Source organism: Micromonospora sp. A202 (assembly GCF_006715105.1).
GTDB lineage: Bacteria > Actinomycetota > Actinomycetes > Mycobacteriales > Micromonosporaceae > Micromonospora > Micromonospora zamorensis.
This window is the reverse complement of the sequence record NZ_VFMP01000001.1, coordinates 308,196-319,485: the sequence shown is the minus strand read 5'-3', so window position 1 is coordinate 319,485 and position 11,290 is coordinate 308,196. Positions and strand designations below refer to the sequence as shown.

The window sequence follows — 11,290 nt, the reverse complement described above, 5'->3', positions numbered from 1 at the left end:
TGCTCCGACCTCAGTCGCGGGTCAGCACGATGAGGTCGGCGTCATGGGTCGGGCTCCACTGCACGGGCAGGCCGACAGCGGCGAGGTGACTGCCGGAGTAGTGGCGGTCGCCGTGTCGGTAACGGGCCGCCGGGTCGAGGCCGCGCAGGGGCAGCCGTACCGGGCGCGACGGCAGCAGGCCGGCGCCGTCGAGCCGGCCGGTGTGCCAGGCCAGGACGACCACCCGGCGCTCGTCGGGCGCCGTGTACTGCACCGCGCAGCGGGCCTGGTCGGGCCCACCGATCAGGTGCACCTCGCCGTGCGTGACGACGTCCCGGATCTGCTTGTACCGGGCGATCCAGCCGGCCGCCTCGGCCCGTTCCTCGGGAGTCCAGGCCCGGATGTCCGCGCCGATGCCGAGCACACCGGCCATCGCCAGGACGAACCGGAATGCAAGGGTTCGCGGTCGACTGTCGAACAGACCGGGCGCGTCGGTGACCCAGGAGCTGAGCAGGTGCGGGGCGTTGGCGTGCAGGAAGCCGTACTGGATGGCCAGCCGGTCGAGTGGACCGGTGTTGTCGCTGGGCCAGAACACGTCGGCGCGGGCGGCCATCGTCAGGTCGGTCCGCGCGCCGCCGCCGGCACAGGCCTCGATCAGCACACCGGGGTGGTCCCGGCGCAGCCGCTCGTAGATCCGGTGCAGGTTGGCGACGTGGGCGCCGTCCAGGTCGAGCGGACCGACACCGCCCGGCCGGCCCGGCTCGGTACGCGGCCGGTTGAAGTCCCACTTCAGGTAGTCGATGTCGTACCGGCGCAGCAGATCGTCCACCGTGGAGTGGACGAACTCGGCGACCTCCGGCCGGCCCAGGTCGAGCAGGTACTGGTTGCGCACGGGGGTGAGCGGCCGACCGTCGACGGAGTAGACCCATTCCGGGTGCTCTGCGTAGAGAGTCGACCTCGGGTTGACGCACTCCGGCTCGACCCAGAGCCCGAAGTTCAGCCCGAGCGCGCGGACGTCGGCGATGAACGTGTCGAACCCGGCGGGGAACTTCGCCGGGTCGGGCGTCCAGTCACCCAGTCCGGCGGTGTCGTCGTCGCGGCCGACGAACCAGCCGTCGTCCACCACGAACGTCTCGACGCCCAGGTTGGCGGCGATCCGGGCGAGCGCGAGCTGGCTCTCCGCCTCGACGGCGAAGTAGGTGGCCTCCCACGAGTTGTAGAGCACCGGACGTGGGGTGAGCCGGTCGGCGGTGAGCAACCGCTGGTGGGTGTGCCAGACCCGGGCCAGCCCGTCCAGGCCGTCCGGGCTGTACGCCCCGGTGACCACCGGCAGGGCCAGCACCTCGCCGGGGGCCAGCGCCAGCGGGCCGTCGACCAGCTGTCGGCCGGCCCGGACCCGGGTCAGCCCGCCGGTGTCCCGCTCGGCGCTGATCTCCCACGAACCGGTCCAGGCCAACGCCATCCCCCACGTCGGACCGGCCGGCTCGGCGGTGTCCCGCACGGCCAGCCAGGGCACGTGCAGATGCCCGGGTACGCCCTGGGAGCTGCCGATGCTGAAGGTGCCGTGGCCCAGCTCGACGTGGGAGAGCTGGAACTCCTGCGCCCACTGCCCCCACTGGTGGCTGAGCAGCGCGCCGTGCGGCGTCGGTACGCAGAACCCGCCCGACCCGGCCCGGACCACCTGCAGCGGGGCGGAGCCGCCGTTGGTCAGCTCGACCCACCGCTGCACCACATCGGTGCCGGTGGGCACCCGGTAGTGCACCGTGGCGCGCAGCCCGGTCACCGCGTCGGCGAAGTCGACGGCCAGCTCCCGCTGGTCGGCGTCGACCCGTACGCCGGTGTGCGTGAAGCCCACCCGGCGCTGCCCGGTCACGGTCTCCACCACCAGGTCCGCGCCGGTGAACGGCCGGTCGGCGTCGGTGGCGTACTCGATGGGGGCGGCGTCCCCGGCGGTGAGGAACGGCACCGGGCCGTCGTAGGCGACCGGCGACGGCCCGTCGGAGACGCCGTGCGGCCCCCACGCGACCAGTTCCAGCCAGCGGCCGTGCGCCGGCACGGTGACTGTGTACTCGGTGTGCGTGCCGCGCAGCGTCCAACACTGCGCGAGCGCGGCGGTCACTTGACCGCTCCAAGCGCCAGGCCGGAGACGAAGTGCCGCTGGAAGCGCAGGAAGACCGCGACGGTGGGGACGGCCGCGATGACGGTGCCGGCGGCGATCACGTTCCAGGACGAGACGAACTGGCCCTGGAGGGCGAGCAGCGCCGGGGTGACCGGCATGTTGTCGTCGGTACGCAGCACGGTGATCGCCCAGAGCAGGTCGTTGAAGATCCAGGTGAAGGACAGCGCCCCGAGAGCGGCGAGCGCCGGCCGGGTCAGTGGCAGCATCACCCTGGTGAAGATCTGCGCCGTACCGGCGCCGTCGATGGTGGCCGCCTCCTGGATCTCGCCCGGCAGGTCCCGCATGAAGCCGTGCAGGACGAAGGTGTAGAAGCCGAGCCCGAAGCCGACCTGCACCGCGATCAGCGCCCAGAGCGTGTCGTACAGGCCGGTCAGCTCGCTGAACTTCGCCACCGGGATGAGCAGGATCTGCGGTGGCAGCAGGTTGCCGGCGAGCATCAGCAGCAGGATGGTGCGTCGGCCGGGGATCCGGAAGCGGCTCAGCGCGAACGCGGCCATCGCGGCCAGCCCCAGGCTCAACGCCACCGACGGGACGGCGACCAGCATGCTGTTGATCAGGGCGCGCAGCTCGCCGCCGTCGGTCCACGCCTGTCGGTAGGTGTCCAGCGTGAACGACCGCGGCAGGCTGCCCACGCCGTGTGCGGCGATGTCGTCGAACGACCGGGTGGACATCACCACGACCCAGAGCACCGGACCGAGCCAGAGCAGCGAGAGCAGGACCATGCCGGTGTGGAAGGCCCCGGTACGGAGCTTGTTCATCACGCTTCCTCCCGGAACGCGCGGACCAGGTAGCCGAGGATGACGGCCAGCGCGAGCACGAAGATCACCACGGCGATCGCGGAGGCGTAACCCAGCCGCAGGCTCTGGAACGCTGTCGAGTACATGTAGGTGCTGAGCAGCTCCGAGGAGTGGTACGGCCCACCCTTGGTCAGCGACCAGACGATGTCGAACGAGCGCAGCGAGTCGATCACGATGACCGACAGCACGACGGCGTTGACGCCCTTGAGCTGGGGGATCGTGACGTGCCGCAGCCGCTGCCAGGCGTTGGCGCCGTCCATCCGGGCGGCCTCGTGCAGCGCCGGGTCGATCGCCTTCAGCCCGGCCAGGAACAGCACCATCACGTAGCCGATCTGCCGCCACAGGGCGGGCAGGATCACCGCGTAGAGGGCGGTCTGCGGGTCGGCGAGCCAGGGCCGGATCAGGTGCTCCAGGCCGACGGCCCGCAGCAACGTGTCGGCGATGCCGTCGGGCTGGTAGAAGACCCGCCAGACCAGCGCGGTCACCACCAGTGAGAACACCACAGGGGTGAACAGCGCGGCCCGGTAGAAGCCGACCCAGCGCCGCTCCTTCTGCAGGACCAGCGCCATGCCGAAGCCACCCAGCACGGAGAGACCACCGAAGAGCACCAGCCAGATCACCGTGTTGACCAGCGCGCCTCGGAAGGTGGCGTCACCGGCCAGCTCGACGTAGTTGTCCGTGCCGACGAAGGTCGGCGACGACATGCCGTCCCAGCGGGTGAGGGAGAACCAGAAGCCCTGGAGCGCCGGCCAGAAGACCCAGATGCTCTCGACCGCGAACGGCACGAGGACGAACGCCACCAGCAGCGGCGACAGCCGGGCCGACCGTCGCCGCCGCCGGGTGGGGGTGACCGAGGTCGTGGAGATCGTTGCTGTCACGTCAGCCCTTGAAGACCTTCTCGGCGCCGGCCTGCCACTCCCGCAGGATCGCGTCGATCTGGTCCGGCTTGTCGATGAACTTGGTCAGCGCGGTGTCCGCGGTCGGCTGGAGTGCGTCACTGGAGTCGCGGTTGAAGAACTGGGTCAGCTCCTTGGCCTCGTCGAGCATCGCCTTGCCCTTGACCACCAGCGGCGAGTCGGACGCCTTGGCCCTGGGGTTGGCCGGCAGGACGATGCCCGAGCTGGCCTTGACGTACGCCTCCTGGGCCTCGACCCCGGAGAGGTAGCTGAGCAGGGCCCTGGTGCCGGTCGGGTTGGCGGTCTTCGCGCTGGCGAAGAAGCCGTCCGTCGGGGCCTCCTCGGCCAGCGGCACCGCCGGGTCGATGATCGGGAACCGGAAGAAGTCCAGGTCACCGAGGGCGTCCTTCGGTGCCGCGTCGGCGAAGAACGTGCCGATCAGGAACATGCCGGTCTTGCCGGCCAGCAGCGCTGTGGTCGCCTCCTGGAACGGGTACGCCTTGCCCTTGGGGTCGAAGTAGGGCAGGGCCTCGCGCCAGCGGGTGAAGACCGCCTTGACCCTGGGGTCGTCGAAGCGCTGCTTGCCGGCGAGCAACTCGCGGTGGAACGGCGCGCCGTTGATCCGGATGTTGAGGTAGTCGAACCAGGCCGAGGCCACCCACGGGGTGTCGCCGAGGCCGATGCCGATCGGCGGGATGCCCTTGCTCTTCAGCGTCTCGCACAGCGCCAGGAAGTCGGTCCAGGTCTTCGGCTCCTGCACGCCCCACTTGGCGAAGTTGGACTTGCGGTAGAAGAAGCCCCACCAGTAGTTGTTCATCGGCACGAGGATCTGCTTGCCGCTGGCATCGGTGGAGAGGGTGCGCAGCGACTGGGGGTAGTCGCCCAGCGACTTCCAGACGTCGGAGACGTCCAGCAACAGGTTCTTGCTGGCGTAGTCGTTGGCGACCGAGCCCGCGTACCAGGTGTAGAGGTCCGGCGGGTTCGCCGAGGTCAGGTACGTCGGCAGCTGGGTCCGGAAGGTCTCCGAGGCGATCGTGTTGAGGCTCGCCGTGCCCTTGCCCTGCGCGTTGAAATTCTCGATCAGCTTCTCCATCGCGGCCTTGGCCTGCGGCGAGGAGAGGTTGGACTGGATGGTGACCGCGCCCGAGCCGTTGCTCGTCGTCGGCCCGCTGGCGGAGCTGGCGCACGCGCTGAGGAACGAGCTGGCGCCGAGCGCGCCCATGCCGGCGAGCCCAAGGTGACCAAGGAATCGCCGGCGACCGGGGTCGAAGTCGCTCACGGAGGTATCCCTTCCTCTACGACACGCAGCGTCACTGCGCAGTGTGTCGTCCATGTGAATGCTGTGACGAGAAGGTTGCATCGGCCGCCGCCGGCTGTCAAGATATCTTAGTAATTAATGATTAGATGAGATCAAGGTGAGGGTCAGGTGGATCAGCCTATGCGTCGGCTTGAAGGCAAGAACGCGCTGGTCACTGGCGCTATGGGCGGGATCGGCGCGGCCATCGCCCGGCGGCTCGCCGCCGAGGGTGCAGCCCTCGCGCTGCTCGACGTCCAGGATCCGACCCCGCTGGCCGACGAGCTGACCGCCGCCGGTCACCGAGCACTGTCCGTAATGGGCAGTGTCAGCGAGGAGAGCGACTGGACGGCCGCGGTGTCGGCGGCACGAGCGAGCCTCGGCCCGATCGACATCCTCGTCAGCACCGCGTACGCCGTGCAGGTCGCTCCGGCGCACGAGACCAGCCGGCAGTCCTGGGACGACCAGCTCGGCGTCAGCCTCACCGGCTCGTTCCTCGGCGTCCGCGCCTGCCTGGACGACCTGCGGGCCCGCTCGGGCGCGGTGGTGCTGATCTCCTCGGTGCACGCGTTGGTCGGGCTGCCCGGCCGACCCGCGTACGCCGCGGCCAAGGGCGGCCTGGTCGCGCTCGGCCGCCAACTCGCCGTGGAGTACGGCCCACAGGTGCGGGTCAACACCGTGCTGCCCGGGCCCATCCTCACCGGCGCCTGGGCCGACGTGTCCGAAGAGGACCGGCAGCGTAGCGTCGCCGAAACCGTGGCGAAGCGCTTCGGCACGCCCGACGAGGTGGCCTCGACGGTCGCCTTCCTCGCCTCACCGGACGCCGCCTACGTCACCGGCGCGAGCCTCGTGGTGGACGGTGGCTGGACAGCGGTGAAAGCCTCGGCCTGAGAGATCGATACCGACCAGCGAAAAGGCCAGGAGCATTGGCACAGTACGCACGCCGCGGCGTCCACGGGCAGACCGTCGAAGCGATCGCCCGTCGCATCCTCACCGGCGAGATCGCCGTCGGCGCGACCCTGAACATCGTCGCGTTGCAGGAGGAGTTCGGCGTCAGCCTGACCGCGCTACGCGAGGCGCTGAAGGTCCTCTCCGCGAAGGGCATCGTCGACGCCCGGCAGAAGCGCGGCACATTCGTGCGGCCCCGCGCGGACTGGAACCTGCTCGACGGTGACGTGATCCGCTGGCAGTTCGCCGAGGGCCCCGACGAGCGCCTGCTCGAAAAGCTGCACGAGGTACGCGCCATCATCGAGCCCGCCGCCGCGCGACTGGCCGCCACCCGTGCGACCGAGGACGACCTGGCCGCCCTCGACCAGGCACTCGCCGAGATGACCGACGCCATCGGTGATCCCGCCGCCGCCATCGCCGCCGACCTCGCCTTCCACCGCGCGCTGCTCGCCGCCACCCACAACGAGCTGCTGGAGCGGATGGAGGTGGTGATGGAGACCGGGCTCGCCGAACGGGACCGGCTGGTGCACGGCGGTGACGCGCACGACGACCCGGTGCCCAGCCACCGTGCGGTAGTCGACGGGCTGCGCGAGCGAGACGAGACGGCGGCCGAGACCGCCATGCGTGAGTTGCTGGACAAGGCCGTCCGCGACGTCGAGAAGGCACGGGGACGAAGGGGCAGTCAGTGAAGATCGAGCGGATCGAGACCTTCCTGGTCGCGCCACGGTGGCTGTTCTGCCGGGTGGAGACCGACGACGGGTTGGTCGGGTGGGGCGAACCGGTGGTGGAGGGGCGCGCCGAAGTGGTGCGCAGCGCCGTCGAGGTGCTCGCCGAACACCTGATCGGCGCCGATCCACTGCGCATCGAACAGCACTGGCAGGTGCTCACCAAGGGCGGCTTCTACCGGGGCGGCCCGATCCTCTCCAGCGCCGTCGCCGGTCTCGACCAGGCACTCTGGGACATCGCCGGGCAGGCGTACGGCGCGCCGGTGCACGCGCTGCTCGGCGGGCCCGTACGTGACCGGGTGCGGATCTACTCGTGGATCGGCGGGGACGAGCCGGACGAGGTGGCCGACGCCGCCGCCGCGCAGGTCGCCGCCGGTCTCACCGGCGTCAAGATGAACGCCTGCGGGCGACTCTCCCCCATCCCCACCTCTGCCGAGGTGGACGCGATCGTCGGCCGGGTCGCCGCAGCCCGCGAGGTGCTCGGCCCCGACCGGGACATCGCGCTGGACTTCCACGGCCGGGCCGGGATGGCCACCGTACGCCGGATCCTGCCCGAACTGGTCTCCCTGCGCCCGTTCTTCGTGGAGGAGCCGGTCCTGCCCGACCAGGCCCACCACCTACGCGACATCGTCGCCAGCACACCGATCCCGGTGGCCACCGGCGAGCGGCTCTACGGCCGCTCCGAGTTCCTCGGCCCGTTGCAGGCCGGAGTCGCCGTGGTCCAGCCGGACCTGTCGCACGCGGGTGGGATCTCCGAGGTCCGCCGGATCGCCGCGCTGGCCGAGACGTACGGCGCGTTGCTCGCCCCGCACTGCCCGCTCGGCCCGATCTCCCTGGCGGCGAGCCTCCAGGTGGCCTTCGCGACGCCGAACTTCCTGATCCAGGAGCAGAGCATCGGCATCCATTACAACGCCGGCTCGGAGTTGCTGGACTACCTGATCGACCCGGAGCCGTTCCGGTTCGTGGACGGGCACATCGCCCGCTTCGACCGGCCCGGCCTGGGCATCACTGTGGACGAGGCGGCGGTCCGCAAGGCCGCGCAGACCCCGCACACCTGGCGTAACCCGGTCTGGCAGCACGCCGACGGGTCGTTCGCGGAATGGTGACCGGTGCGACGCCGGTGCCGCTGCGGGTGGCGTACGACGCGGCGCACGGCGGCCGGTGGACCAGCCTGCACGGCGGCGGTCGGGAGTGGCTGTGGCGCGGCCCGGAGCCCGGCCGTCACGAGGTACGCCCCGACGACGCGTTCGTCGACGCCGGCGGCCTGGAGGAGTGCCTGCCCACAGTGCGCGGTCGACCCGACCACGGCGAGGTGTGGTCGCGGCCCTGGCACAGCGCCGGCCCCGACACGCTGGTGATCCAGCGGCCGACGTTCACAGTGAGCCGCCGGATCACCGACGAAGGCGGCGTGGTGGTGGCCGACTACCGACTGTCCGCCGACCCCGGTCACCGGTTCGTCTGGGCGGCGCACGCCCTGCTCGACCTGTCCCCCGCAGCCAGCCTCGACGCACCCGCCGGCACGCCGACCCGGCTGCACCCGGAGGCCGCCGCGTTCCTGCCGTCGGGCACCTGGCCCACGAACGCCCCGTGGCTCACCGGGGCGTGGCCGGCCCCCGCCGGGCTGACGCTGGACACCTTCGGCCCGGACGACGGGACGGCGCTCGGCGCGGTGCTGCTCGACTGCCCCCGGGTCCAGGTGATCGACGGCCCCGACCGGCTGACTCTGGAGCTGGAGTGCGCTGACCAGCCCCGCAGCACCGCGCTCTGGCGCAACCTGGGCGGCTGGCCGGCCAACGGCCCCTACCGCAGCATCGGGGTCGAACCGATGCTCGGCGCCGCCTTCGACCTGGCCGACGCCGGCCCGTCCGACGCGGCGGTGGTTCCCGCCGCCGGTGAAATCGCCTGGCGACTCACCATCTCCGCCCACCGCACCCCCTGAGGACACCGCGATGAACCTGCTCGACGAGTTGCGTACCCACCGGCTGCTGGCGATCGTGCGCGGCCCCGACCCCGCGGCGGCGCTGACCGCCGTGCTCACCCTGGCCGAGAGCGGAGTCGCACTGGTCGAGGTCTCGCTCACCAGCGCCGACGCGCTGGACGTCATCCGACATGCCCGGGCCACCCTCGGGCCTGACTACGCCCTGGGCGCGGGCACCGTGCTCAGCGCCGAGGACGCCCGCGCGGCGGCCGACGCGGGCGCCGCCTTCCTGGTCACCCCGGCGATCTCCGCCAGCCTCGCCGAAGGTGGCCGGCTCGGGTTGCCGGTGCTCGCCGGCGCGCTCACCCCCACCGAGGTGGTGCAGGCCAGCAGCGGTGGGGCCGCCGCGATCAAGCTCTTCCCGGCCTCCCTGGGTGGGCCCGACTACCTCGGCGCGCTGCGTGACCCGTTCCCCGGCACCGCGTTCGTACCGGTCGGTGGGGTCGACGCGGACGGCGCGCGACAGTACCTGGACCGGGGTGCGGTCGCGGTCGGCGTCGGCTCCCCGCTGCTCGGTGACGCCGTTCGCGGTGGCGACCCGGCGGCGCTGCGCGAGCGCGCCGCGACCTTCCTCGCGGCGGTCCGGCGATGACCGACCTGCTCACGCTCGGCGAGACGATGGCGGCCTTCCGCACCACCGGGCCGCTGCGACTGGGCGGCACCGCCGGGATCTCCGTCGCCGGGTCCGAGTCGACGGTGGCGATCGGGTTGGCTCGGCTCGGCCACCAGGCCGCCTGGATCGGGGTCACCGGCGCCGACGAGCCCGGCGAACTGGTCCGCCGTACGCTGCGCGCCGAGGGTGTCGACCTGCGCTGGTCCCGGGTCGACCCGACCGCTCCGACCGGCCTGATCCTCTTCGAGAACCGGGTCGCCGACATCAACCGGGTCACCTACCACCGCGCTGGCTCCGCCGGCTCCCGGCTGCGCCCGGTCGACGTGACCCGCGCCTTCGACGCGCCCGGGCCTCCACCCCGGCTGCTGCACGTCACCGGCATCACCTGCGCGCTCGGCGTCGAGCCGTACCAGGCCGTGGTGGAGGCCGTCCGGCGCGCCCACGCGGCCGGCACCACCGTCTGCCTGGACGTCAACCACCGGCAGCGGCTCTGGTCGGTCACCGAGGCGGCCGACGCGCTACGACCGCTGCTGCCCTTGATCGATCTGGTGGTCGCCTCCGACGACGAGCTGGCCGTGCTGACCGGCGCCTCCGACCCGGTCCCGGCGCTGCTCTCGGCCGGCGTCACCGAGGTCGTGGTCAAGCACGGTGCCGGCGGAGCGACCAGCCACAGCGCGACCGGCGTGGTGCGCCGTCCAGCCCGGACGGTGCCGGTGGTGGACACCGTCGGCGCAGGTGACGCCTTCGTGGCCGGCTTGCTCTCCGGCTGGCTCGATGGAGCCGACGTCCCGCGCCGGCTGGACCGGGCCGTCACCACCGGGGCGTTCGCGGTGGCCACCCGGGGCGACTGGGAGGGCCTGCCCGACCGGGCCGAGCTGGCGCTGCTCGACCATGGCCCCGGCGGTACCGTCCGCTGACGATCCTTTGGAGGACCACCATGGAGCTGACCGAGCCGACCATCTGGAGCACCGACCGGTTGGAGCTGGGCGAGGGGCTGCGCTGGGTCGACGACCGGCTGGTCCTGGTCGACCTGCTGGCCGGGCGACTGCTGGAGACCGACGGCGACGCCCCGACCCCGCTGCGGGAGCTGCGCCGCCTGGATGTCCCGCTCGGCGCGGTCGCCCCGGTGACCGGCCGACCCGGCGACTGGCTGGCCGCCGCCGGGACCGGCATCACAGTGCTCACCACCGCCGGAGACCCCCGACCGGTCGCCGACCTGGTCGGTGAGGCACCCGAGCCGACCCGGATGAACGACGCGGTCGCCGACCCGCACGGCCGCTTCTGGGCCGGCAGCATGACGTACGCCGCCGTGCCCGGCGGAGGCACGTTGTTCCGCCTCACCCCGGGCGCCGAGCCGGTGCCCGCGGTGACCGGGCTGACCATCCCCAACGGGCCGGCCTTCGACGCCGCCGGCACCACCATGTACCTGGCCGACACGCCGCTTGGCGCCATCGACCGGTTCACCGTCGACCCGGAGACCGGGGCCCTGCACGGGCGGGAGCCGTTCCTGCGGATCTCCTCCGCCGACGGCGGGCCCGACGGCATGACGGTGGACGCGGCCGGCCATCTCTGGATCGCACTGTGGGGCGGTTCCGCGGTACGCCGCTACCGTCCCGACGGCAGCCTCGACCGGCAGATCCGGCTACCGGCGAAGCAGCCGGCCGGCATCTGCCTGGGCGGCCCCGACCTGCGCCGACTCTTCGTCGGCACCGCCCGCGTGGGGCTGGACACCGTCGGCCCGGCGGACGGCGCGCTGCTCGCGGTGGACGTCGAGGTCCCCGGCCTGCCCGCCGCGGGCGCCACCGCGCCCCCGAGCTGACCGCAGGCACAGCTGGCCGCAGGCATATCGGACGCCGGGGCGGGAATAGTCCCGCCGAAGCG

Annotated in this window: 11 protein-coding genes; 7 read left to right on the top strand and 4 right to left on the bottom strand. The window is 72.2% G+C overall.

All coding sequences use genetic code 11. The features are described from left to right. Window positions 1–10: 10 nt before the first annotated feature. From FBZ33_RS01525 to FBZ33_RS01510, 4 genes are read right to left on the bottom strand one after another with little or no spacing between them, the layout of a single operon-like run. On the bottom strand, window positions 11–2,098 hold the full coding sequence (locus FBZ33_RS01525; protein WP_141907750.1) for an alpha-galactosidase: 2,088 nt from the start codon (window positions 2,096–2,098) through the stop codon (window positions 11–13). Beyond that, window positions 2,095–2,916 (bottom strand): carbohydrate ABC transporter permease, encoded by an 822-nt coding sequence (locus FBZ33_RS01520; protein ID WP_141907749.1) that lies wholly within the window; start codon window positions 2,914–2,916, stop codon window positions 2,095–2,097. The genes FBZ33_RS01525 and FBZ33_RS01520 overlap by 4 nt, the downstream gene beginning before the upstream one ends. Next, window positions 2,916–3,833, bottom strand: coding sequence for a carbohydrate ABC transporter permease (locus FBZ33_RS01515; protein ID WP_088951313.1), 918 nt, complete (start codon window positions 3,831–3,833; stop codon window positions 2,916–2,918). The genes FBZ33_RS01520 and FBZ33_RS01515 overlap by 1 nt, the downstream gene beginning before the upstream one ends. Window position 3,834: 1 nt before the next feature. Further along, complete coding sequence (locus tag FBZ33_RS01510; RefSeq protein WP_141907748.1) at window positions 3,835–5,130, bottom strand: ABC transporter substrate-binding protein; 1,296 nt, start codon at window positions 5,128–5,130, stop codon at window positions 3,835–3,837. 159 nt (window positions 5,131–5,289) lie between these two features. Between FBZ33_RS01510 and FBZ33_RS01505 the strand changes: the two genes are divergently transcribed. From FBZ33_RS01505 to FBZ33_RS01475, 7 genes are read left to right on the top strand one after another with little or no spacing between them, the layout of a single operon-like run. Continuing rightward, window positions 5,290–6,036 (top strand): SDR family NAD(P)-dependent oxidoreductase, encoded by a 747-nt coding sequence (locus FBZ33_RS01505; protein WP_141907747.1) that lies wholly within the window; start codon window positions 5,290–5,292, stop codon window positions 6,034–6,036. A gap of 35 nt (window positions 6,037–6,071) precedes the next feature. Continuing rightward, window positions 6,072–6,782 (top strand): FadR/GntR family transcriptional regulator, encoded by a 711-nt coding sequence (locus FBZ33_RS01500; protein WP_088951310.1) that lies wholly within the window; start codon window positions 6,072–6,074, stop codon window positions 6,780–6,782. Beyond that, complete coding sequence (gene dgoD / locus FBZ33_RS01495) at window positions 6,779–7,924, top strand: galactonate dehydratase (protein WP_141907746.1); 1,146 nt, start codon at window positions 6,779–6,781, stop codon at window positions 7,922–7,924. The genes FBZ33_RS01500 and dgoD overlap by 4 nt, the downstream gene beginning before the upstream one ends. Continuing rightward, window positions 7,918–8,757: a hypothetical protein gene (locus tag FBZ33_RS01490; protein ID WP_141907745.1), complete on the top strand. Its 840-nt coding sequence runs from the start codon at window positions 7,918–7,920 to the stop codon at window positions 8,755–8,757. The genes dgoD and FBZ33_RS01490 overlap by 7 nt, the downstream gene beginning before the upstream one ends. A 10-nt stretch (window positions 8,758–8,767) precedes the next feature. Beyond that, a complete protein-coding gene (locus FBZ33_RS01485; RefSeq protein ID WP_141907744.1) occupies window positions 8,768–9,388 on the top strand; it encodes a bifunctional 4-hydroxy-2-oxoglutarate aldolase/2-dehydro-3-deoxy-phosphogluconate aldolase in 621 nt (206 codons plus the stop codon). Beyond that, window positions 9,385–10,326: a sugar kinase gene (locus FBZ33_RS01480; RefSeq protein WP_141907743.1), complete on the top strand. Its 942-nt coding sequence runs from the start codon at window positions 9,385–9,387 to the stop codon at window positions 10,324–10,326. Before FBZ33_RS01485 ends, FBZ33_RS01480 begins: the two co-directional genes overlap by 4 nt. 20 nt (window positions 10,327–10,346) lie before the next feature. Continuing rightward, a complete protein-coding gene (locus tag FBZ33_RS01475) occupies window positions 10,347–11,228 on the top strand; it encodes an SMP-30/gluconolactonase/LRE family protein (RefSeq protein WP_141907742.1) in 882 nt (293 codons plus the stop codon). The last annotated feature ends 62 nt before the right edge of the window (window positions 11,229–11,290 follow it).

What these genes read in the sequence shown, in the direction of transcription:
- FBZ33_RS01520 (WP_141907749.1), bottom strand. Translation starts at nt 2,916, where the DNA reads ATGAACAAGCTCCGTACCGGGGCCTTCCACACCGGCATGGTCCTGCTC.
- FBZ33_RS01505 (WP_141907747.1), top strand. Translation starts at nt 5,290, where the DNA reads ATGCGTCGGCTTGAAGGCAAGAACGCGCTGGTCACTGGCGCTATGGGC.
- FBZ33_RS01490 (WP_141907745.1), top strand. Translation starts at nt 7,918, where the DNA reads ATGGTGACCGGTGCGACGCCGGTGCCGCTGCGGGTGGCGTACGACGCG.
- FBZ33_RS01485 (WP_141907744.1), top strand. Translation starts at nt 8,768, where the DNA reads ATGAACCTGCTCGACGAGTTGCGTACCCACCGGCTGCTGGCGATCGTG.
- FBZ33_RS01480 (WP_141907743.1), top strand. Translation starts at nt 9,385, where the DNA reads ATGACCGACCTGCTCACGCTCGGCGAGACGATGGCGGCCTTCCGCACC.
- FBZ33_RS01475 (WP_141907742.1), top strand. Translation starts at nt 10,347, where the DNA reads ATGGAGCTGACCGAGCCGACCATCTGGAGCACCGACCGGTTGGAGCTG.